Origin of the sequence: Vibrio sp. OY15, from assembly GCF_000742455.1 — a bacterium.
Classification (GTDB): Bacteria; Pseudomonadota; Gammaproteobacteria; order Enterobacterales; family Vibrionaceae; genus Vibrio; species Vibrio alginolyticus.
The window spans coordinates 1-23,693 of sequence record NZ_JPIL01000028.1 but is presented as its reverse complement, the minus strand read 5'-3'; the positions used below and the strand labels follow the sequence as shown (position 1 = coordinate 23,693).

Genomic DNA, 23,693 nt, shown 5'->3' with positions numbered 1-23,693 from the left:
TTGCTCGGCAGGTGCTTCAGCTTCTTCCGCTTCAGCTGAGTCTGCTTGCTTCGCTTTGCGCGCTTTGGCTCGAGCAATTGCAGCGGCAACTGCGGCTTTTTTCGGATCGTCGGTTTGCTCGGCAGGTGCGTCAGCTTCTTCCGCTTCAGTTGAGTCTGCTTGCTTCGCTTTTCGCGCTTTGGCACGTGCAATCGCAGCAGCCACGGCGGCTTTTTTCGGATCGTCGGTTTGCTCAGTAGGTGCTTCAGCTTCTTCCGCTTCAGTTGAGTCTGCTTGCTTCGCTTTACGTGCTTTGGCACGTGCAATCGCAGCAGCCACGGCGGCTTTTTTCGGATCTTCGGTTTGCTCGGCAGGTGCGTCAGCTTCTTCCGCTTCGGTTGAGTCTGCTTGCTTCGCTTTGCGCGCTTTGGCTCGAGCAATTGCAGCGGCAACTGCGGCTTTTTTCGGATCGTCGGTTTGCTCGGCAGGTGCGTCAGCTTCTTCCGCTTCAGTTGAGTCTGCTTGCTTCGCTTTTCGTGCTTTGGCACGTGCAATCGCAGCAGCCACGGCGGCTTTTTTCGGATCGTCGGTTTGCTCAGTAGGTGCTTCAGCTTCTTCCGCTTCAGTTGAGTCTGCTTGCTTCGCTTTACGTGCTTTGGCACGTGCAATGGCAGCAGCAACCGCGGCTTTCTTCGGATCGCTGTCTTGCTGTGCAGACGTTTCCGATTCTACAGATTCAGTTGAATCTTCTTGTTGTGCTTTTTTCGCTTTAGCTCGGGCGATGGCGGCCGCAACTGCCGATTTTTTATCATCAGCGTTATTGTCTGGCGTTTCGCCTTGTTCTTTTTGCGCTTTACGTTCGCGAGCAAGACGTTTGCGTTCTTCGCGCAGTTTTGCCATTTCTGAGTTATCAGGTTCACTAGAGCCTGCTTTAGCTGCTGCAGCTTGTTTCGCCTTCGCTTTGGCAATGGCTGCCGCTACGGCGGGTTTTACTGCTGGCTCTGCTTTTTCTGTGGTTTCTGTCTTTTGAGCTTTCACTCGTGCGATCGCTGCTGCTATCGCATCATCGCTACCAGAAGACTTCATCTCTTTTCGGCGTTGATCGGCAGCTTTCTTGAAGCGATTTTCACGTTCTGCTTTTTCGCGTTCCATACGCGCTTTTTTCTCTTCAAAACGCAGTTTTGCTCGCTCTGCAGCTTCCGCTTCTTGTGTTCTAGTTCTAATTTCTGCTTTCGCTTGGCGGTAGTACTGTACGAGCGGAATTTCACTTGGACATACAAACGCACAAGCGCCGCACTCGATACAATCCTTTAAGTTTAATTCTTCGAGTTTGTCATACTCTTCAGCTTTTGCATGCCATTGCAGTTGTTGAGGCAGCAGCGAAGCAGGGCACGCTTCTGCACATTGGCTACAGCGAATACATTCCATCTCATACTGGTGCGGAGAGATCTCACGACGAGTCGGAGCAAGGATACAGTTTGCTGTCTTGGTAATCGGCACTTGGGAGTGAGGAAGGGTAAAGCCCATCATTGGCCCACCCATAATTAAACGCTGTAACTTCTTATCTGCTTTATAGCCAAACTCATCCAACAGTGCTTGTACTGGTGTCCCTAACAATGCCCAAACGTTGCGTGGTTGTTTGAAGGTTTTACCAGTGAGAGTCACGATGCGCTTTATCATCGGTTCACCGTCGATGACTGCGCGTTTTATAGCGTAAAGAGAACCAACATTCTGAACCAAAATACCAATATCGGCTGGAATCGCGCCACTTGGTACTTCTTTATTGGTTAAAATTTTGATCAGCTGTTTTTCACCGCCAGAAGGGTATTTAGTCGGGATAACGCGAATAACGATATCTTTGTTTATAGCCGCAGCTTCTAGCGCTTTGATTGCTTCTGGCTTGTTGTCTTCAATGCCAATAATCGTGAGCTTTGGTGTCAGGATATGTTCGACAATTTCGATACCTTGAATAAGCTCTTCGGCATGTTCTTGCATGAGCTTGTCATCAGACGTGATGTATGGCTCGCACTCTGCTGCATTAACGATAAGAATCTCGGTACGAGCAAAACCTGATTGGATTTTTTTTGCAGTAGGGAAGCCTGCGCCACCCATACCAGAAATACCAGCGAGACGAATAATATCAATCAGTGCGTCAGGGGTTTCTTGTTGGTAATCTGCGACGGGGTTTCTTTCACACCATGCATCTTTCCCATCAGGCGTGATGACTGCGCACAACTCACTTAACCCAGAAGGGTGCGCGACAGTTCGTGGCTCAATCGCGGTGAGCGTACCTGATGTTGGAGCATGCACTGGAACCGTAAAGCCGGTCTCCGATTGCGTTAATGGCTGACCTTTTAATACGTAGTCACCTTCGGCAACCAGTAGGTTACCCGCTTTACCAATGTGCTGTTTTAGCGGCAATACAATTTCTGACGGGATAGCCGCATGAGCGAGTTCAGTTTTGTTGGACTGCTTTTTATTTTCTGCCGGATGCACACCACCTGGGAAATCCCAAAGCGCGCCTGTACGAATTTGTTCAATCAAAGACAACATGTGAAACCTTACTTAATTGAATCTTTCACGTTCGCTGCATTGTCGGCAGCATCCGTAATGTTAAGTACCGGAATGGAGTGAAGTTGCCACTTCCAGCTTTCTGTGGTCGTTGCCACAGGAATCATTTCAATACAATCAGTCGGACATGGGGCAACACACAAGTCACAGCCCGTACATTCATCTTTGATTACGGTATGGACCGCCTTTGTTCCGCCTACAATTGCATCCACCGGACACGCCTGAATACACTTAGTGCAGCCAATACACATGTCTTCATGAATAAACGCAACGGTTGGAATTTTGCTGTCGAGATCGTGCGCAGATTCTTCTGGCTCAACACCCATTAAGTCGGCGAGCTTTTCGATTGTTGCCTGACCACCAGGGGGACATTTGTTTATGTGGTCGCCATTTGCAATTGCTTCAGCATAAGGGCGGCAACCAGGGTAGCCACATTGACCGCATTGAGTTTGCGGTAAAATGGCGTCGATTTGATCCACAATAGGGTCCGCTTCAACTTTAAAGCGAATAGAAGCAAAACCAAGTATCGCGCCGAAAATCGCAGCCAGAACCGCTAACGCGATAATCGCAATTAAAATCGTACTCATCGCTTACTTCACCAAACCTGTAAAGCCCATAAAGGCGAGTGACATTAAACCTGCTGTAATCATTGCTATTGATGCACCTTTAAAAGGTACAGGAACGTCGGCGGCGGCTATGCGCTCTCGCATGGATGCAAAAAGTATCAACACCAATGAGAAACCAACAGCGGCGCCGAAGCCGTAGATGATCGATTCAATAAAGTTATGGTTTTCATTAATGTTAAGAAGTGCCACGCCCAATACTGCGCAGTTTGTTGTGATCAGCGGTAAGAAAATGCCAAGCAAGCGATAAAGCGTCGGGCTGGTTTTGTGCACAACCATTTCGGTGAACTGCACCACAACGGCTATCACCAAAATAAAACTCATGGTTCGAAGGTACTCAATACCCAGTGGACGAAGGATGTAGCTTTCCACTAAATACGCACACACTGACGCGAGCGTTAGCACAAAAGTTGTCGCTAAGCCCATACCTATTGCTGTTTCCAGTTTTTTGGACACACCCATGAAAGGACATAGGCCCAAAAACTTCACCAGTACAAAGTTGTTCACCAGCACAGTGCCGACCAACAACAAAACATATTCGGTCATAGTTATTACGTTCTTAAAATCCGATCTTGATATTATCGTGTTTTGTGACACCAATAACAACCAGTGAACGATGTGGTTTTACATACACGATGGAAAAATAGTCGTCTAATTGATGTATTTTGATGAATCAATAAGAAATTGAATCGTTTGCTGAATGTATTGTTAGCGAGAGGATACTACCTATTAATTTTCATCTAATGTGTGATTTTAAAAAAAGCCCGCCTCTCCCAGGTAGAAAAGAGAGGCGGGCAACGCATATTTACAAGCTAATTATTTAAACTTTCTGAGTGCTTGATGGACTGTGTTTATATCTTACTTGTGAAGGTACGAGTGATGACGTCTTGCTGTTGCTCTGTCGTTAGAGAGTTAAAACGTACCGCATAACCAGACACTCGAATCGTCAACTGAGGGTATTTCTCTGGATGTTCAACCGCATCCAATAACATCTCTCGGTCCAGAACGTTGACGTTAAGGTGTTGACCACCTTCAATCGCAATGCCCTCGTTGCTTGCTTCGTGATGGAAGTAACCATCCATTAGCGCGGCTAGGTTTTTCTTCTGACTTAATTCATCTTTACCCAGTGCGTTAGGCACAATTGAGAAGGTGTAAGAAATACCATCTTTCGCGTAAGCAAACGGCAGTTTAGATACCGATGCCAAAGACGCAACCGCCCCTTTTTCATCACGACCGTGCATTGGGTTTGCACCCGGGCCAAAAGGCATACCTGCGCGACGGCCATCTGGTGTATTACCCGTTTTTTTGCCGTAAACCACGTTAGATGTGATCGTTAGGATCGATTGAGTTGGCACTGCTTCGCGGTAGGTGTGCATCTTCTGAATTTTCTTCATGAAGCGCTCAACCAGATCACAAGCGATGTCATCAACACGGGCATCATTGTTACCAAATTTTGGATAATCACCTTCGATTTCAAAATCAACGGCGATGCCATCTTCATCACGAACAGGTTTCACGGTCGCGTATTTAATTGCCGCCAAAGAGTCAGCGACAACAGACAGACCTGCAATACCACACGCCATGGTGCGGTGCACGTCGCGATCCATCAATGCCATCAGTGATGCTTCGTAGCTGTAACGGTCATGTGAGTAATGGATGATGTTCAACGCTGTGACGTATTGCGTTGCTAGCCACTCCAACATATTGTCGAAACGAGGCATCAAAGCGTCAAAGTCGAGAATTTCATCTTGAACTTTGTCCACTACCGGACCCACTTGCGCTTTCGATTTTTCATCGATACCACCATTGATGGTGTAAAGCAGCGCTTTTGCAAGGTTGGCACGTGCACCAAAGAATTGCATGTGCTGACCAACAATTTGCGGGCTCACACAACATGCAATCGCGTAGTCGTCATTGTTGAAATCAGGACGCATTAGATCGTCGTTTTCGTATTGAACAGAAGAGGTATCAATCGACACTTTTGCAGCGTATTGCTTGAACGCTTCAGGTAATTGCTCTGACCAAAGAATCGTCATGTTTGGCTCAGGAGCAGGGCCCATAGTATGTAGTGTATGTAAGTACCGGAATGTCGTTTTAGATACTAGCGTACGGCCATCAACGCCCATACCAGCCATGGCTTCGGTTGCCCAGATTGGGTCGCCAGAGAACAATGAATCGTATTCTGGTGTGCGTAGGAAGCGAACCATGCGTAGCTTCATGATGAAGTGGTCAATCATTTCTTGCGCTTGTGATTCATCAATCAAACCGTTTGCGATATCGCGTTCTAGATAGACGTCTAGGAAAGTCGAAGTACGGCCCAGTGACATTGCTGCGCCGTTTTGCGATTTAACCGCCGCTAGGTAGCCAAAGTAGGTAAATTGGATCGCTTCTTGTGCTGTTTTTGCAGGTAGCGACATATCAATACCGTATTTCAGACCCATTTGACGAATGTCTTCAAGTGCTTGAACTTGATCGGCTATTTCTTCGCGAAGACGAAGTGTTTTCTCAAGATCGTTGCCTTGCTCTAAGAACGTTTGTGTTGAGTTGTATTGTTCTTTTTTGTCTGCTTTTAAGAAGTCGATACCGTATAGGGCGAGACGGCGATAGTCACCAATGATACGACCACGGCCATAGGCATCAGGAAGGCCTGTGATGATGCCGGATTTACGACAGGCTAGAATTTCTTTGGTGTAAAGGTCGAAACACGCTTTGTTGTGAGTTTTACGGTATTCAGTGAAGATTTTTTCAACCGTTGGATCCAATTCGCGGCCATAAACTTCGCACGAGTTTTTTACCATGCGAATCCCGCCATTGGCGATGATTGCACGTTTTAGCGGTTGATCAGTTTGTAAGCCAACGATCTTTTCCAGATCTTTGTTGATGTAGCCTGCATCGTGGGAAGTGATTGTTGAGGGCAAGTCTGTGTCAAAATCAATAGGGGCGTGTGTGCGGCTTTCTTGTTTTATGCCTTCAAGCACTTGGTTCCATAATGCTGAAGTGGATTCGCTAACCTCGGCTAAGAAAGACTCGTCTCCCTCATAGGGTGTATAGTTTTTTTGGATGAAGTCACGAGTGTTGACAGAGTTTTGCCATTCACCAGCAGTAAATCCAGCCCATGCATCTAGCATGTCAGTTGTCGGAATAGTCATAAGTAAATCCCTAAGTTATTGATAATTAGAATGGAGGCGACGAGTAGGACGGAACCATTCTTAACCCTTTTAATCGTATGGATTTATTTGGTATGAGTAAAATGAATGCTTTTCATTTTTTCAATGATTAAATTGCATTAATAATACATTCAATTGGTTATGATTATTTTTTGCTAGAAAAGAGACAGAATTAAATGTGTGGTGCTGTGAGAACACTATCTATGACAATGTTATGAGTTCTGTAATTTGAACTTATTTCGGTGTGATTTTATGACGCCTAGATTGGCTTAGATTTCATGGCGATTAAGATACAAAAAAAGCCGTGTCTTGCGACACGGCTTTTCTATAATCTGGCTCCTCCTGCTGGGCTCGAACCAGCGACCTGCGGATTAACAGTCCGTCGCTCTACCAACTGAGCTAAGGAGGAATTGCTTTGCTTGAAAGCGGGACGAATCTTACCGAGCACTCAAACTACTGTCAACAGTAAAAAAATACATTTTTAGCAAAAAATATTGAGTTAAGGGCTTTACTTTTCTGTATGGCTTGTCAGTAAAGGCTCGAGGTTAGTTATCCACTAAATTTGTGGATAAGTATGTTGATGAGATCTGGGTAAAGAAAATTGATATGCAACTAAGTTTTTATTTAATGAATTTTTAGTAGGAATTATGCGTAAAATAAGCAAATAAAACAAAGATTTATCGATGTTAATCAAAAGGTATTCAAAGTGGATAAAAATCAATCTTTTGGGGATAAGAAAGTTTTAAGCTAATTTTTGGGGAAAAGTTGTGGAAACTATAATGTGAAGAATGTGTGTAGCTCTTCAACTAGGGCGAAGTACTATATCAGAGTCACTTTTGTATGGCTATAGCATTCTAGACAAACAAGAAAATTTATTAACAATGATGGTTAAATTCTCGATAGACGTAGATTTCATTAGCTAAGGTGTATATATATACAGCCAAAGCGCAGTAAAATTGAGGAAGGGTATGAGTAAAGTCTATGAATTGGTCTCCGATTATCAGCCGTCGGGCGATCAACCAGGAGCGATCAATCAGTTGCTTGAGGGGCTCGATGCTGGGCTAGCACATCAAACCTTGTTGGGGGTCACAGGCTCAGGTAAAACCTTCACACTAGCGAATGTGATTGCTCAAGCCCAACGACCTGCAATATTACTTGCGCCAAACAAAACGCTTGCTGCTCAGTTATATGGTGAGATGAAGTCATTCTTTCCTAATAATGCGGTTGAGTATTTTGTTTCTTACTACGATTACTACCAACCTGAAGCGTACGTTCCGACCACGGATACCTTTATAGAGAAAGACGCTTCAGTTAACGCGCATATAGAACAAATGCGTTTGTCTGCTACAAAAGCACTACTAGAACGTAAAGATGCCATTATTGTTGCATCGGTTTCAGCTATCTATGGTTTGGGTGATCCGGAATCCTACTTACAAATGATGCTTCATTTGCGACGTGGAGATGTGATTGATCAGCGTGATATGCTTCGTCGCCTAGCGGAGCTCCAATACTCGCGCAATGATGTTGCTTTTGAGCGAGGGCAGTTCCGTGTCCGTGGCGAGGTGATTGATATATTCCCTGCTGAATCAGACCAAGACGCTGTGCGCGTTGAGATGTTTGACGATGAGGTGGATTGCATCAGTGTGTTCGACCCATTGACAGGCATGGTCAAACAACGAGACTTGCCGCGCTATACCATCTATCCCAAGACGCACTATGTGACGCCAAGAGATCGCATTCTTGAAGCGATTGAAAATATTAAAGTCGAACTAGAAGTGCGCAAAAAGCAGCTTCTAGATAACAACAAGCTACTGGAAGAGCAGCGAATTAGCCAGCGCACTCAATTCGATATCGAAATGATGAATGAGTTGGGCTTTTGCTCCGGTATCGAAAACTATTCTCGTTATCTCAGTGGACGCTCGGAAGGTGAGCCGCCACCAACCCTGTTTGACTACTTACCTCATGATGGCTTGTTGATCATCGATGAATCTCACGTGACAGTACCGCAGATAGGTGCCATGTATAAAGGTGACCGTTCGCGTAAAGAAACGCTGGTGGAGTTTGGTTTCCGGTTACCTTCAGCTTTGGATAATCGTCCACTGAAGTTTGAGGAGTTTGAAGCACTAGCGCCACAAACGATTTTCGTCTCTGCTACGCCCGGAAATTACGAACTAGAAAAATCGGCGGGTGATGTGGCGGATCAAGTCGTTCGTCCAACAGGCTTGCTTGACCCTGAGTTGGAAGTTCGCCCAGTAGCGACCCAAGTCGACGACCTATTGTCTGAGATCCGTATTCGCGCTGCTAAAGATGAACGAGTTCTGGTTACAACACTGACCAAACGAATGGCTGAAGATCTCACCGAATACCTTCACGAACATGATGTTAAGGTACGTTATTTACACTCAGACATTGATACTGTTGAGCGTGTGGAAATTATCCGTGACCTTCGTCTTGGGGAATTTGACGTGCTGGTGGGAATAAACTTATTGAGAGAGGGCCTGGATATGCCAGAGGTCTCGTTAGTTGCAATTTTGGATGCGGATAAAGAGGGCTTCTTGCGGTCTGAACGCTCACTCATTCAGACCATTGGTCGTGCTGCACGAAACATCGAAGGTAAGGCGATTTTATACGCTGACCGAATCACCAACTCAATGAAAAAGGCGATGGATGAAACTAACCGTCGTCGCGAGAAGCAGGAAGCGTACAACGAAGAAATGGGTATTTCGCCACAAGCGCTCAAACGAAATATCAAAGACATCATGGAACTTGGCGATATCACTAAGTCTAAACGCCAGCGTAACACTAAACAGGTACCATTATCGAAAGTGGCGGAGCCTTCGCAAACTTACGAGGCACTGTCCCCTCAGCAGCTAGAAAAAGAAATCAGTCGACTGGAGGCGGCGATGTATCAGCATGCGCAAGATTTAGAATTTGAGTTAGCGGCACAAAAGCGTGACGAGATTGAAAAACTACGAGCGCAGTTCATCGCAAATAGTTGAACAAACTTACCGATTTAGCTATCCAAGCATTTTAGGTCGCTTGTAAAAAAAAGAAGCCAATAGGCAGTCGGGTCTATTGGCTTGTTTTGTGAACATATCGTTCACTAACAACGTCAGTTGGCTAGGTGACCCGAGGGGTCACTATCGTTACAGCATGGTTTGTGCCACTTTTTAAATAATTGATATTATTTTTGAATTTTTTCCTTTGCCCATAATTTAGCTAATGTTATTTGCAAAATGCAAAGCGTAATGCGATTATTGTTTAAAACACAACAAAATAATAGCTAGGTTATGCAACAAAAACCCGAAGGCCCAAAGTCTCGTTACCTTTTAATGGTCGAGGACACCGCATCTGTTGCGGCTCTGTACCGCTCATACCTGACACCGCTTGGCATAGATATCAATATCGTCGGCACAGGTAGGGATGCCATTGAGAGCCTAAATCATCGAATTCCAGATCTTATTTTACTCGATCTCCGTCTGCCAGATATGACGGGGATGGACGTTTTACATGCCGTTAAAAAGAGTCATCCCGACGTACCTATAATCTTTATGACCGCTCACGGTTCTATCGATACCGCTGTCGAGGCCATGCGTCATGGCTCACAAGACTTTTTAATCAAACCGTGTGAAGCAGACCGTTTACGTGTCACGGTTAACAATGCCATTCGTAAAGCGACCAAGCTAAAAAATGAAGCCGATAATCCAGGTAATCAGAGCTATCAGGGGTTTATCGGCAGTAGCCAAACCATGCAGCAGGTTTACCGTACGATAGATTCAGCGGCGAGCAGTAAAGCGAGTATTTTTATCACAGGTGAAAGTGGTACTGGTAAAGAGGTATGTGCCGAGGCTATTCACGCAGCAAGTAAACGTGGTGACAAACCTTTTATTGCAATTAACTGTGCTGCAATTCCAAAAGATTTGATTGAGAGTGAACTGTTTGGTCACGTAAAAGGGGCCTTTACTGGCGCTGCGAATGATCGTCAAGGGGCAGCTGAGTTAGCGGATGGCGGCACACTTTTTCTAGATGAGCTTTGTGAGATGGACTTGGATTTACAAACCAAGTTGCTACGATTTATTCAAACGGGCACATTCCAAAAAGTGGGTTCCTCAAAAATGAAGAGCGTGGATGTGCGCTTTGTGTGTGCCACTAACCGTGATCCCTGGAAAGAGGTACAAGAAGGTCGATTCCGTGAAGATTTGTACTATCGTTTGTATGTCATTCCTTTGCATTTACCGCCTTTACGCGAACGAGGCGAAGATGTTATTGAAATTGCATACTCACTGCTAGGTTACATGTCACACGAAGAAGGAAAAAGCTTCATACGTTTTGCGCCTGATGTCATCGAGCGATTCAACAGCTATGAGTGGCCGGGTAACGTTCGTCAGTTACAAAACGTGCTACGCAACATCGTTGTTCTAAACAACGGTAAAGAGATTACGTTGGACATGTTACCGCCACCGTTGAATCAACCGCTTGACCGTCCGTCGTCTGTGGCTAAATTAATTGAGCCGAAAGCGATGACCGCATCTGAGATTATGCCATTATGGATGACGGAAAAAATGGCAATCGAGCAAGCGATTGAAGCATGTGATGGCAATATTCCTCGAGCGGCGGGATATCTTGATGTCAGTCCGTCGACGATTTACCGCAAGTTACAGGCATGGAACGGCAAGGAAGAGCGGCAAAAAGTATGAGTGTAAATGTATTAAATCAGCAAAAAATAGATGAACTGTCGATGGAAATTGGCAGTGACAACGTACCTGTACTGTTCGATATCTTCCTAGGAGAAATGGATACCTATATCGAGAACTTATCCCAACTGCAGGGGGCAGAGCGATTAGCTTACTCAAAAGAAATCAGCCACGCGTTGAAAAGTAGTGCTGCGAGCTTTGGGGCAGATCGCCTTTGTGAACTGGCTATGTCCATAGACAAAAAAGCGAAAGCCGGTGAGTTAACTGCGGAGTCTGAGGAATTAGAGGCGATGTTCGATCTTTTGCACGAAACTCGAGATGCTTATCGCTCTTGGCGACAGTAGCTATTTATTCCTATTAACCATTTTTTCTTAGTAAACATCTGTTCTTACTGGATGCCTGAACTAAAACCCTTCGATGACAGAAGGGTTTTCATTATCAATAAACAACTTAAAAGAGGGCGCTAGTCAGGTGACGTGCTCCTAGATAGAAAGTTGTAGCTGATTTTCAATCGCTAGTTTGAGCTTGTTTCTATCGTGACGCCAGTCTCGGTTAGAGGAGGCGAGTGACTCCGTCACTACATTCCATTGACTTAAGACGTCTTGCTCGGTTTTCTCTGCTAGAACCACGTCTATTTTTCTTCCTTGACAGGCACGTTCACACCATTCTAATTTTTGAGCCATCGTCATTCGTCCCGCTGGGCCGTATTCTGGACTCAGGTTAGCAACAAAAATGACTTTTGCTTTTGTGTTTGCTGCAATCGCTTTGCCGAGTTCAGGCAGCAATAAAGGAGGCATGATACTAGTTAAAAAACTGCCAGGGCCAAGAATAATCGCGTCCGCTTCCGCCAAAGCTGTGATGGCTTCTTTGGTAGCAGGCACTTCTGGTGAAAGATCCAAACGTCGCAAGTCTGCTTTCATTTCGTCGACATTTGTTTCTCCCGTAACCCACTTCCCATCTACGGATAACGCGGAAAGATCCGAAGGGTGTTCGGACATAGGAAGGATGTTAACGTCGACTTTTAACATATTGCGAATCAGATTAATGGCATCTAAAGGTCTGACCGATAAGTTATCGAGTGCAGTAAGCATCAAATTACCAAGATTATGACCATCAAGTTCGCCAGTGCCTTTGAAGCGATATTCAAACATCATAGAACTGATCGAAGGCTCTGTAATGAGCTGATTAATACAGTTACGTGTGTCTCCCCAAGCGATTCCTCCTTGGCAGTGACGAATTCTTCCTGTTGAACCACCATTGTCAGTCGTGGCAACAATCCCAGTTGCATTGCTGCCAAAATCTCGTAATGCGGCCAGCATTCGACCTAAGCCATGACCACCGCCAACAGCGACCACTTTTTTATCTGTGTAGATATTCATTATGTTCTTCTAATAATCTAATAAAAAACGGCTACAATTTATCTTAAGGAGTGTCTTAAAGGTACTCACTTAGCGGTAAATTGTGTCTCTAGAGAGTTTTTTATCACTCAAGTCTGGATTCCATTACAAATATTAAGTATTTTACACCGCAAAGCTATCAGAGATTTCATATCTCTGGTTGCCATAACTCCGAGCTCACTATTGCTAAGTCCTTGGATAAGCGTTTTGAGCCAGTGGCATACTGTCACAAGGGCATGATTGGAAATGGCCATGCCTCCCGTGTTTGGAAAGGTGTTCCGTGGCGCAACAATTCGAAGACAAATTTCATCGTAAGTTTTATTACTTGCGTCTGTCTGTGACCGACGTATGTAATTTCAAATGTACCTATTGCCTTCCTGATGGCTATAAGCCTTCGGGCAATAAAAACTCGTCTTTTTTATCTCTCCCTGAAATCAAACGGGTCGTAAAAGCATTCGCTGATTGTGGCACGTCAAAAGTGCGCATCACTGGTGGTGAGCCTAGCTTACGCAAAGATTTTACCGACATTATCCATTCAGTAGCGGCGACGCCTGGCATTCAAAAAGTTGCAACGACAACCAATGGCTATCGCATGGCAAAACAAGTCGCAGATTGGCGTGAAGCGGGTTTAACCCACATTAATGTCAGTGTGGATAGCCTTGACCCGCGTATGTTTCATCAAATCACAGGTGAAAATAAGTTTACTGAAGTCATGAATGGTATCGAACGTGCGTTCGAGGTCGGTTATGAGCAAGTAAAAGTTAATGTGGTGTTGATGAAAGATCTGAACCATCACGAGCTGCCAGCGTTTCTTAACTGGATAAAAGATCGTCCAATCCAACTGCGTTTCATTGAGTTGATGCAAACGGGTGAGATGGATGAGCTATTTAATAAGCACCATGTATCCGGAGTGGCAATTCGTAACCAGCTAATTGCAAATGGTTGGTTGCTGAAAGTGCGCTCGCATAATGATGGTCCTGCGCAAGTATTTGTTCATCCTGATTACAAGGGTGAAATAGGTCTTATCATGCCTTATGAAAAAGACTTTTGTGAAAGCTGCAACCGACTGCGCGTTTCGGCGATGGGTAAGCTGCACCTATGTCTGTTTGGAGACCACGGTGTAGAATTGCGTGATCTTTTGGAACGTGATGAGCAAGAGAGTGAGCTTATTGAACGTATCCAGGCGCAGTTACAAACCAAGTCGGTAAGCCATTTCTTGCATGATGGCAATACTGGTATGACGCCACACCTCGCGTCTATCGGCGGCTAACTTCATTCAATTTTTAGAGCGAGTTCACTGATAAGCTGGCTCTAACTTTTTCCGAATCGATACCAAGCGTATCAAAGCTAATTAAGAGAATAGGTGAACAAATGGGTCACGCTGAAAGCAAATTCCAACCTGCAAATATTGCCGTTCTAACGGTATCTGACACTCGTACTGAAGAAAACGATACCTCTGGTCGTTACCTTGCTGAACATGCTCAAGAAGCGGGTCACAACGTAGTAGACAAGCAAATTGTTATTGATGACATGTACAAGATCCGCGCGATTGTTTCTCAATGGATTGCTGATGAAAGCGTACAAGCGATCATGATTACTGGCGGTACAGGTTTCACCTCACGTGATAGCACGCCAGAAGCACTTAAGCCTCTATTTGATAAAGAAGTTGAAGGTTTTGGTGAGTTGTTCCGTATGGTGTCGTACGAAGAGATCGGTACGTCTACGATTCAGTCTCGTGCGATTGCTGGTTTTGCTAACCACACCGTGATCTTCGCAATGCCAGGTTCAACTGGTGCGTGCCGCACAGGCTGGACAAAAATTATTAAACAGCAGTTGGATGCAAGTCATCGCCCTTGTAACTTCATGCCACACCTATCTGTATAACCTTTCCTAAAAGCGAAGGAAAAACAATGACCCAATTTACACATATCAATGCTTCTGGCGAAGCAAACATGGTTGACGTGTCAGCAAAAACGGAGACGGTTCGTGAAGCTCGTGCTGAAGCATTTGTTCACATGGCCCCAGAAACACTTCAACTGATTGTCTCTGGCCAGCACCATAAAGGTGATGTATTTGCGACGGCTCGTATTGCTGGTATTCAAGCTGCGAAGAAAACCTGGGATTTGATTCCACTTTGTCATCCGCTACTACTCTCTAAAGTTGAAGTTCAACTGGAAGCTATCGAAACAGAAAACAAAGTTCGCATCGAATCAGTATGTAAACTTGCGGGTAAAACTGGTGTGGAAATGGAAGCGCTCACGGCAGCTTCCGTTGCTGCTCTAACGATTTACGATATGTGTAAAGCAGTACAAAAAGACATGGTCATTGGTCAAGTTCGTCTACTAGAGAAAACGGGTGGTAAATCTGGTCACTTTAAGGTGGAATCATGATTAAAGTACTTTTCTTTGCTCAAACTCGCGAGCTGATTGGCATCGACAGTGTCGAGTTAGACGGGCCGTTTGAAACGGTTGAATCAATTCGTGCACATCTAGTGGAAGAAGGCACTAAGAAAGATGGCAAGTGGGATTTAGCGCTCGAGCCAGGAAAGCTACTTGCTGCAGTGAACCAATCCATCGTCCCTTTGGATACACAAGTAAAAGCAGGTGACGAAGTTGCGTTTTTCCCGCCGGTAACTGGGGGTTAAGATGGATTCTCGTGTATCTGTACAAATTGAAGACTTTTCGGTTGAGCAAGAATATCAACGTCTATCTGAAGGGACGGCTGCCGGCGCTGTCGTTACATTCGTTGGTAAAGTTCGAGATATGAACCTTGGGGATAATGTCATTGGTTTACATCTAGAGCACTATCCGGGGATGACAGAGAAGAGCTTGAGCGACATTTGTGATCAAGCTGAGTCTCGCTGGCCACTATTAGGTGTACGCGTGATTCATCGCGTCGGAGACATGGATAGCGGTGATCAAATTGTATTTGTGGGCGTTTCCAGTGCGCACCGCGGCGCGGCATTTGATGCGTGCGAGTTCATCATGGATTATCTGAAAACCCAAGCTCCATTTTGGAAAAAAGAGCGTACGACGAATGAAGATCGTTGGGTTGAGTCGCGCGACACCGATCATCAAGCTGCACAGCGTTGGGAAAAATAGAACTAACCCGCATTCTAGTGAAAAAAGCTAAGTGCTAATGGTACTTAGCTTTTTTTGTATTTATCTTCATTGTATTGCTCACTTTGTTTCAATATTTCCTATCTTTTGTCTGGTGATATTCTTCACAATAAAAGTTTTTTGCCCAATATATAAACAATTATTTGTTAGACTTGATTTGTCATAAATGTTAAATGATGTGTAAATATCTAGCATAAGATGCTAGTAAATGGTTTAAACTCAGATTAATCGAAAGTTTCGCCTGTTAAATGTCGCTTCTGGTCTTTATTTGGCTGGTGAATGCTTTGGGGTTAGAGTTTACTGCTAGATATGTGTGGTTTAGTCAGCATTATTGGTTTTTTTGCTACATTTTTATGGCAAATTACTTCAATGATTGCTAATGTGTGCCGCAGTCTTTGTAAGGTTTTAGACTTTTGTGCTCAGAAAGTGCACTAAAAAAATCTAAAACTCTGACCGTTCCAGGCCCTTACAAAGAAGTCATGGATGCTAACGAAAAAATTTGGAGTTTTACGCATGTATAAGAATAAAATCACGCGCGCTTTATTTATTGGTGCTGGTCTTTCTCTCGCTCTAGCTGGTTGTGGTGAAAAGCCTGCGGAGAAACAAGCTGCTGAGCCTGCTCCGGCTCCAGCCCCTGAAGCTAAATCTGATTCTAAAGAGCCAAAACTTGCTGCTGTTCAAGAATTGGTGCGTGGTAACGGTACAGAAGTTGCGACAATAGACCCTCATAAATCTCAAGGTGTTCCAGAATCCCACGTGATTCGCGATCTTCTTGAAGGCCTTGTAAACCAAGATGCGGACGGTAACACTATCCCTGGTGTTGCAGAATCTTGGGAAACTGAAGACAACAAAACATACACTTTCCACTTACGTGAAGACGCAAAATGGTCAAACGGTGATCCTGTCACTGCAGGTGATTTCGTTTACAGCTTCCAACGCGCAGTCGATCCAGCAACCGCCTCTCCATATGCTTGGTACATGGAATACACCAAGATGAAGAACGCAAAAGACATTGTTGCGGGTAAAAAAGATAAGAGCGAGTTAGGTGTTAAAGCGGTTGACGATCACACGTTAGTGGTTGAGTTAGATACTGCAGTACCATATTTTGTAATGATGATGGGCCACACGACAGTGAAACCTGTTCATCAAGCAACTGTTGAAAAGTTCGGCGATCAATGGACGAAGCCAGAGAACTTTGTAGGTAACGGTGCTTATGTTGTTGACAACTGGGTTGTAAACGAGCGTTTGGTTCTAAAACGTAACGAACAGTACTGGGACAACGAAAACACGACGCTTGACCAGGTTACTTTCCTACCAATCGAGAACCAAGTAGCGGAAATGAACCGCTTCCTAGCGGGTGAAATCGACTTCACGAACGAGCTGCCTACAGAGCACTTCAAGCGTCTGAAGAAAGAGCACCCACAAGAAGTGTCGGTAACCGGTAACTTATGTACTTACTACTACATCTTCAATACGAAGAAAAAGCCGTTTGATGATGTTCGTGTGCGTAAAGCGATTTCTTATGCGATTGACCGTAACATTGTGACCGATGCGATTTTAGGTCAAGGTCAAAAGCCAGCTTACTTCCTAACACCTGAAATTACGGCAGGTTTCAACCCAGAAATTCCTGCATACGGCAAAATGACGCAAGAAGAGCGTAACGCAGAAGCTGCGCGTCTATTGGAAGAAGCGGGTTACGGCGCAGACAACCCTCTTGAATTTAACCTTCTATACAATACATCAGAGAACCACAAGAAACTTGCGGTTGCACTGGGTTCAATGTGGAAGAAGACACTTGGTCTAGACGTTACGCTAGAAAACCAAGAGTGGAAAACTTACCTATCTACCAAAGATTCTGGCAACTTTGAGGTTGCTCGTGCAGGTTGGTGTGGCGACTACAACGAAGCTTCATCTTTCCTAACGCTGATGATGAGTAATAACACTACTGGTGGTATTCACTACGACAGCAAAGAGTACGATGCGATCATGAACAAAGCATTTGCTTCAACTTCTGACGAAGAGCGCCAAGCACTTTACCTAGAAGCAGAGAAGTTGATGGCAAAAGATATGCCAATCGCACCTATCTACCAGTACGTGAAATCACGTCTACTATCACCGAAAGTTGGTGGCTTCCCAGTAAATAACGCGGAAGACAAGATTTACTCTAAAGATCTCTACATCACAGAGTAATTCGTAACTCGATAGAACTATAAAAATGAGGCCCTACATGTGAGAAATTGCATGTAGCGCCTATCTTTAGTCCAAAAGAATTGGACGACTTCTTTAATTTAACTGTCACAGACTGAAAGAGTGAGTTTATGCTTAAATTCATCGCAAAAAGGATATTTGAGGCGATCCCAACAATGTTGGTTTTGATCACCGTATCTTTCTTTCTTATGCGCTTTGCACCGGGAAACCCTTTCTCGACAGAGCGTCCATTGCCACCCGAAGTAATGGCAAATATCGAAGCTAAATATGGCTTGGATAAACCTGTATTTGAACAATACACCACGTATTTGACCAATGTTATCCAAGGCGATTTCGGACCGTCATTTAAATACCTTGATTACTCAGTAAACGAGCTGATCGCGGTTGCCTTACCTGTTTCGGCTAAAGTGGGCTTCATCGCCTTTATCTTTACTTTGATAATGGGGGTTACCGTCGGTACCATTGCTGCGCTCAAGCAAAATACTTGGATTGATTACACCATTATGTCGACTGCGATGCTTGGTGTCGTAATGCCATCCTTCGTATTAGCGCCTGCGCTTATCTACATATTCTCGCTTCACTGGAATATCTTCCCTGCGGGCGGTTGGCAAGATGGTAGCTGGCAGTATTTAGTGCTTCCTGTTATTGGTATGTCGCTACTGTATGTTGCTACCTTTGCTCGTATTACGCGTGGTTCGATGATCGAAACCCTAAACAGTAACTTTATTCGTACGGCACGTGCTAAAGGTCTAAGTTACCGTTATATCATTATCAAACACGCTCTTAAGCCGGCACTTCTCCCTGTTGTTTCTTACATGGGTCCAGCTTTCGTAGGTATCATCACCGGTTCCGTTGTTATCGAAACCATTTTTGGTCTGCCTGGTATTGGTAAACTATTCGTTAACGCTGCGTTTAACCGTGACTACTCGCTAGTAATGGGGGTAACCATTCTGATTGGTTTCCTATTCATTCTATTCAACGCGATTGTAGATATTTTACTTGCAATGATTGACCCGAAAATTCGCTACTAACAGGGACGTTTGGTTATGTTAACGAAAAAAGAAAACCTAGAAGCGATTGAGAAATTCTCCGAAAACTTGGAGATTGAAGGTCGCAGTCTTTGGCAAGATGCTCGTATCCGTTTCATGCGCAACAAAGCGGCGATGGTGAGCTTATTCCTTCTTGTTATAATGACGTTGGCCGTTATTATCCTGCCAATGATCGCACCGTACACATTTGATGATACTGACTGGTACGCGATGCACGTTGCACCGAATGCTGACCATTGGTTTGGTACTGACAGCTTAGGCCGTGATTTATACGTGCGTACGCTAATTGGAGGTCGTATTTCGTTGATGGTAGGTGTTATGGGTGCATTTGTAGCGGTACTGATTGGTACGCTCTACGGCGCAGCATCTGGTTTCATCGGCGGTAAAGTTGACCGCGTAATGATGCGTATTCTAGAAATTTTATACGCGGTACCGTTTATGTTCCTGGTGATTGTACTGGTAACATTCTTCGGTCGTAACATCATGCTGATCTTCGTTGCGATTGGTGCTATCGCATGGCTAGATATGGCGCGTATCGTACGTGGTCAGACTCTTAGTCTACGTAGCAAGGAGTTTATCGAAGCGGCACATGTGTGTGGTGTAAGCAACTGGAAAATCATTACTCGTCATATCGTACCTAACGTACTGGGTATTGTAGCGGTATACTCTACGCTGCTTATCCCAAGTATGATTCTAACGGAATCATTCCTATCATTCCTTGGTCTTGGTGTTCAGGAACCAATGACAAGTTGGGGCGCTCTTCTACAAGAAGGTGCACAGACAATGGAAGTAGCAATCTGGCAGCTGGCATTCCCAGCAGTGTTCATGGTTGTGACGCTATTCTGCTTCAACTACGTTGGTGACGGCCTGCGCGATGCGCTGGATCCAAAAGACAGATAATTAAAAGATAAGATTAAGGAAGCAATGATGAGCTTATTAGATGTCAAAGATCTGCGCGTCGAATTCACCACGCAAGATGGTATCGTAACCGCAGTAAACGATTTGAACTTCTCTCTCAACCAAGGCGAAACCTTAGGTATCGTTGGAGAGTCGGGATCAGGTAAATCTCAAACCGTATTCGCAATCATGGGCCTTTTGGCTAAGAACGGTATTATTTCTGGTAGCGCAAAGTTTGAAGGCAAAGAAATCCTAAACTTACCAGAAAAAGAACTGAACAAAGTGCGTGCGGAACAGATCGCAATGATCTTCCAAGACCCAATGACATCACTGAACCCTTACATGAAAGTTAGTGATCAGTTGATGGAAGTGCTTATGCTGCACAAAGGCATGGGCAAAGCGGAAGCATTTGAAGAATCAGTACGCATGCTGGAAGCGGTAAAAATCCCTGAAGCGCGTAAGCGTATCACGATGTACCCGCATGAGTTTTCAGGCGGTATGCGTCAGCGTGTAATGATCGCGATGGCGTTGTTATGTCGTCCTAAACTGCTTATTGCCGATGAGCCAACAACAGCACTTGATGTGACGGTACAAGCACAGATCATGGACTTGTTGAATGAGCTGAAATCTGAGTTCAACACAGCGATCATCATGATCACGCACGACCTTGGTGTGGTTGCAGGTTCGTGTGACAAGGTGCTGGTGATGTATGCAGGCCGTACTATGGAGTACGGCAACGTAAACGAAATTTTCTACAATCCAAGCCATCCTTATGCGGAGGGGCTGCTGAAGGCGATTCCTCGCCTCGATACTGAGGGTGAAATTCTGCCGACCATTCCTGGTAATCCACCAAACTTGCTTCGTCTACCGCCGGGCTGCCCTTATCAAGAGCGCTGTCACCGTGTGATGGATCGTTGTAAGCGCGAGGCGCCAATTCTGACACCATTTGGTGATGGTCGTCAGCGTGCATGTTTTTCTGAATGGGAGGCTTGGAACAAATGAACGCAGTAGACAAAAAACTAATTCTGGACATTTCTGAGCTGAAAGTTCACTTCAGCATTGCCTCAAAGTCGGCATGGCCGTGGTCAAAGCCTTCGAGCCTGAAAGCGGTAGATGGCGTGAACGTTCGACTATACGAAGGGGAAACGCTTGGTGTAGTAGGTGAATCAGGTTGTGGTAAATCGACGTTTGCTCGTGCCATCATTGGTCTGGTTGAAGCTACTGACGGCCAAGTAGTTTGGTTGGGTCAAGACCTTACTAAAATGAAAAGCGTTCAGCGCCGTGAGACGCGTAAAGAAATTCAGATGATTTTCCAAGACCCATTGGCATCGCTGAATCCGCGTATGACTGTTGGTGATATCATTGCTGAACCTCTTGAGACATTCTATCCAGAACTGTCTAAGCAGGAAGTGAAAGATCGCGTTAAAGAGATGATGGCGAAAGTTGGCCTATTACCTAACGTGATTAACCGTTACCCACACGAGTTCTCGGGTGGTCAGTGTCAGCGTATCGGGATAGCGCGTGCGCTTATCCTTAAGCCTAAGATGATCATTTGTGACGAGCCAGTATCGGCGCTTGATGTATCTATTCAAGCTCAGGTGGTTAACCTACTTAAAGAGATTCAAAAAGAGTTAGGGCTTTCTCTGGTATTCATTGCGCATGACTTGTCTGTCGTTAAACACATTTCAGATCGCGTTTTAGTTATGTATTTAGGTAATGCCGTGGAACTTGGCGAGGCCGAGGCTCTGTTTGCTGATCCTAAGCACCCATATACGCGTGCGCTGATGTCTGCGGTTCCGATCCCGGACCCGGATATTGAGCGCAATAAGAAAATCCAAATGCTAGAGGGTGATCTTCCTTCACCTATCAACCCACCGTCGGGTTGTGTATTCCGCACTCGTTGCCCACAAGCAACCGAAGAGTGTGCGAAGACAAAGCCAACCATTTTAGGTAATGACGTTCACGCGGTATCTTGTTTACACGTTAGTGTATAAATTCAGCCTGTGACGGGCTTAAGCGCGACACCTTCATCGGGTCGCGCTTTTTTTATGTGTCTGATTTATACATTCGAATTTCTTGAACATGATGTCCTAAGTTCGATGATTCTCTGTTTGATAGGAAACGCTAATATAGACACAAACAGAACGAGAGGAGAGCAATCATGGGTAAGTTGGTTGAAGGTGTTTGGCAAGATGTCTGGTATGACACAAAATCAAATGGTGGCAAATTTGTGCGCGAAGATGCCGGATTCCGTAACTGGGTTAAAAACGACCCTGATGCGGAGTTTACACCAGAGTCCGGTCGATACCATTTGTATGTCTCTCTTGCTTGTCCGTGGGCACATCGAACCCTCATTTTCCGCAAGCTGAAAGGTTTAGAACCACATATTGATGTCACGGTCGTTTGCCCTGATATGCTCAGCCAAGGTTGGCAAATGGGGCTTCCTGAGCCATTGTTTGGTCACACGCGCATGTATCAAATTTACACGCAGGCCAAACCCGATTACACGGGCCGCGTAACCGTGCCTGTACTTTGGGATAAAAAGACCAATACTATTGTGTCAAACGAGTCGTCAGAGATCATTCGCATGTTCAATTCGGAATTCAATGCGTTAACAGGGAATCACGACGACTACTATCCAGATCATCTAAAACACGTTATTGATGAGTGGAACGATTTTGTTTATCCGAATGTCAACAACGGAGTGTATCGTTGTGGCTTCGCGACTACACAAGAGGCGTATGAAGAAGCGTTTGATTCTTTGTTTAATGCGTTAGATAAAATCGATGCTCACTTAGCGACGCATCGTTACTTAGCAGGGAACACAATTACTGAGGCTGATTGGCGTTTGTTTACGACTCTTATTCGTTTTGATGCGGTGTATGTGGGGCATTTCAAGTGTAACAAGCAGCGCATCGCAGACTACGAAAATATACAAGGCTACTTAAAAGAGTTATATCAAGTCGAAGGCGTCGAAGAAACGACGGATTTCTATCACATTAAACGCCACTACTACTTCAGCCACACTGGGATTAATCCGACGCAAGTTGTACCAAAAGGGCCTGATTTAGACCTAAATACTCCTCATGGAAGAGAAAGGATTGGCTAGTTTGCTGCTTCCATCGCAAATGAAAAAGTACTTAACGGTTAGCAATGCCGTTAAGTACTTTTGTGTCATCTAAATACCGGGAGTAGGAAGTTTACTTTTTCATTCATCGCCACCTTACTTAGCGCGTACGATGTCCATCACTAGCTTTCCGTCCACTTTTACAGGACCGTCCTCTTTAGCGCCGAGCGTATACTCAAACACACCAGTCTTCATGCCACCTTTCTCTCCGTGGACCATTAACATCAGCATATCGCCTGATTCTACTGGTTCCATCAAAATTGCATTTACGTTTTCATTCTTTCCCATTTTTAACGGAGCGTAGCCGATAACAGGACCAGGCTTCATTGATTCGTCTGTTCGGTGGACAACCATCCACCCATTGTCATCAGCATGAGCCATTTCAGCGGTCACCGTTCCTCCGGACATATCTTGATCGACGCCTTTAATACTCGGGGCGGAAAAGCTGAATGAAGAAAAACTAATCAGAAACGCAGCTAAACCAAACTTTATCAGTGATGTATTGATGAAATCCTTCATATATATTCCTTAGCAGTCAATGAGTTTGTGCATTGCAGTAGCTTTTACGTATTTCCTAGCAAAAAAGTTTAGCTAAAACGTAAATAATGTCGATAAATTGAACAGGGACCGTGCTGCTTTGGAGCCAATGCATTTTTGGGAGTGGGTCAATCGGTGTAATAACAAGCACGAGCAATGTCGATTAGGTATGGGGGGCGATAGGAAGAAAAGCTTTGTGCACCAGTAATTATAGATTGTGCAGTGATTGGTATAAAAAACAAATAAGTGTTCTGGCCAGCAATAGAAAAAGCCCTCGACGAATCGAGGGCTTTGTATCTATATCCTGTGCCGTCCTAAATAAGGT

20 protein-coding genes, 1 tRNA gene and 1 riboswitch are annotated in these 23,693 nt (G+C 44.9%); of the genes, 14 read left to right on the top strand and 7 right to left on the bottom strand.

The features are described 5' to 3' along the window. From rsxC to IJ23_RS21795, 5 genes are all read right to left on the bottom strand, one after another. A partial coding sequence (rsxC, locus tag IJ23_RS21815; protein ID WP_033907334.1) for an electron transport complex subunit RsxC occupies positions 1-2,532 on the bottom strand: 2,532 nt, incomplete at its 3' end. Positions 2,533-2,540: 8 nt separating this feature from the next. After that, entirely contained in the window at positions 2,541-3,137 is a 597-nt protein-coding gene (gene rsxB / locus IJ23_RS21810; RefSeq protein ID WP_005380760.1) for an electron transport complex subunit RsxB, read from the bottom strand. A 3-nt stretch (positions 3,138-3,140) separates the two neighbouring features. Beyond that, entirely contained in the window at positions 3,141-3,719 is a 579-nt protein-coding gene (gene rsxA / locus IJ23_RS21805; protein ID WP_005380762.1) for an electron transport complex subunit RsxA, read from the bottom strand. Between the two features lie 305 nt (positions 3,720-4,024). After that, the gene (gene pflB / locus IJ23_RS21800) at positions 4,025-6,322 is read right to left on the bottom strand and encodes a formate C-acetyltransferase (RefSeq protein WP_033907333.1); all 2,298 of its coding nucleotides are present in this window, start codon (positions 6,320-6,322) and stop codon (positions 4,025-4,027) included. A 351-nt stretch (positions 6,323-6,673) separates the two neighbouring features. Continuing rightward, positions 6,674-6,749: transfer RNA gene (locus tag IJ23_RS21795), tRNA-Asn, on the bottom strand. Positions 6,750-7,308: 559 nt separating this feature from the next. Between IJ23_RS21795 and uvrB the strand changes: the two genes are divergently transcribed. The 3 genes from uvrB (at position 7,309) to luxU (ending at position 11,378) form a co-directional block, all read left to right on the top strand. Beyond that, complete coding sequence (gene uvrB / locus IJ23_RS21790) at positions 7,309-9,339, top strand: excinuclease ABC subunit UvrB (RefSeq protein WP_033907332.1); 2,031 nt, start codon at positions 7,309-7,311, stop codon at positions 9,337-9,339. A gap of 291 nt (positions 9,340-9,630) precedes the next feature. Next, positions 9,631-11,037: a quorum-sensing sigma-54 dependent transcriptional regulator LuxO gene (luxO, locus tag IJ23_RS21785; RefSeq protein ID WP_005380768.1), complete on the top strand. Its 1,407-nt coding sequence runs from the start codon at positions 9,631-9,633 to the stop codon at positions 11,035-11,037. Next, positions 11,034-11,378 carry a quorum-sensing phosphorelay protein LuxU gene (luxU, locus tag IJ23_RS21780; RefSeq protein ID WP_017636054.1) on the top strand — a complete coding sequence of 115 codons (345 nt, stop codon included), beginning with the start codon at positions 11,034-11,036 and terminating at the stop codon, positions 11,376-11,378. Before luxO ends, luxU begins: the two co-directional genes overlap by 4 nt. A 138-nt stretch (positions 11,379-11,516) precedes the next feature. Here luxU and IJ23_RS21775 read toward each other — a convergent pair whose 3' ends face one another. Beyond that, on the bottom strand, positions 11,517-12,413 hold the full coding sequence (locus tag IJ23_RS21775) for a YvcK family protein (protein ID WP_005388931.1): 897 nt from the start codon (positions 12,411-12,413) through the stop codon (positions 11,517-11,519). A gap of 175 nt (positions 12,414-12,588) precedes the next feature. Further along, positions 12,589-12,723: riboswitch (molybdenum cofactor riboswitch) on the top strand. On the opposite strand from IJ23_RS21775, the gene moaA reads away from it, so the two are divergent. The 11 genes from moaA (at position 12,712) to IJ23_RS21720 (ending at position 22,813) form a co-directional block, all read left to right on the top strand. Then, on the top strand, positions 12,712-13,701 hold the full coding sequence (gene moaA / locus IJ23_RS21770) for a GTP 3',8-cyclase MoaA (protein WP_017636052.1): 990 nt from the start codon (positions 12,712-12,714) through the stop codon (positions 13,699-13,701). (Overlaps the previous riboswitch by 12 nt.) A 101-nt stretch (positions 13,702-13,802) precedes the next feature. Next, a complete protein-coding gene (moaB, locus tag IJ23_RS21765) occupies positions 13,803-14,315 on the top strand; it encodes a molybdenum cofactor biosynthesis protein B (protein ID WP_005388935.1) in 513 nt (170 codons plus the stop codon). A 26-nt stretch (positions 14,316-14,341) separates the two neighbouring features. After that, positions 14,342-14,821 (top strand): cyclic pyranopterin monophosphate synthase MoaC, encoded by a 480-nt coding sequence (gene moaC, locus IJ23_RS21760; protein ID WP_005388936.1) that lies wholly within the window; start codon positions 14,342-14,344, stop codon positions 14,819-14,821. Continuing rightward, the gene (gene moaD, locus IJ23_RS21755; RefSeq protein WP_005388938.1) at positions 14,818-15,075 is read left to right on the top strand and encodes a molybdopterin synthase sulfur carrier subunit; all 258 of its coding nucleotides are present in this window, start codon (positions 14,818-14,820) and stop codon (positions 15,073-15,075) included. Before moaC ends, moaD begins: the two co-directional genes overlap by 4 nt. A gap of 1 nt (position 15,076) precedes the next feature. Next, positions 15,077-15,532, top strand: coding sequence for a molybdopterin synthase catalytic subunit MoaE (gene moaE / locus IJ23_RS21750; protein ID WP_017821374.1), 456 nt, complete (start codon positions 15,077-15,079; stop codon positions 15,530-15,532). 531 nt (positions 15,533-16,063) lie between these two features. Next, a complete protein-coding gene (locus tag IJ23_RS21745) occupies positions 16,064-17,740 on the top strand; it encodes an ABC transporter substrate-binding protein (RefSeq protein WP_017633862.1) in 1,677 nt (558 codons plus the stop codon). Positions 17,741-17,868: 128 nt separating this feature from the next. After that, entirely contained in the window at positions 17,869-18,789 is a 921-nt protein-coding gene (gene oppB / locus IJ23_RS21740; RefSeq protein WP_005380786.1) for an oligopeptide ABC transporter permease OppB, read from the top strand. 15 nt (positions 18,790-18,804) lie between these two features. Next, positions 18,805-19,707 (top strand): oligopeptide ABC transporter permease OppC, encoded by a 903-nt coding sequence (gene oppC / locus IJ23_RS21735; protein WP_033907331.1) that lies wholly within the window; start codon positions 18,805-18,807, stop codon positions 19,705-19,707. A 27-nt stretch (positions 19,708-19,734) separates the two neighbouring features. Next, positions 19,735-20,706: an ABC transporter ATP-binding protein gene (locus tag IJ23_RS21730; protein ID WP_005380792.1), complete on the top strand. Its 972-nt coding sequence runs from the start codon at positions 19,735-19,737 to the stop codon at positions 20,704-20,706. Then, positions 20,685-21,698, top strand: coding sequence for a murein tripeptide/oligopeptide ABC transporter ATP binding protein OppF (gene oppF / locus IJ23_RS21725; RefSeq protein ID WP_005387265.1), 1,014 nt, complete (start codon positions 20,685-20,687; stop codon positions 21,696-21,698). The genes IJ23_RS21730 and oppF overlap by 22 nt, the downstream gene beginning before the upstream one ends. A 167-nt stretch (positions 21,699-21,865) precedes the next feature. After that, positions 21,866-22,813 carry a glutathione S-transferase family protein gene (locus IJ23_RS21720; protein ID WP_005387267.1) on the top strand — a complete coding sequence of 316 codons (948 nt, stop codon included), beginning with the start codon at positions 21,866-21,868 and terminating at the stop codon, positions 22,811-22,813. A 114-nt stretch (positions 22,814-22,927) separates the two neighbouring features. Here the strand turns inward: IJ23_RS21720 and IJ23_RS21715 are convergent, their stop codons facing one another. Then, positions 22,928-23,350, bottom strand: a complete 423-nt coding sequence (locus tag IJ23_RS21715) for a DUF7282 domain-containing protein (protein ID WP_005380804.1) — start codon at positions 23,348-23,350, stop codon at positions 22,928-22,930. Positions 23,351-23,693: the final 343 nt, after the last annotated feature.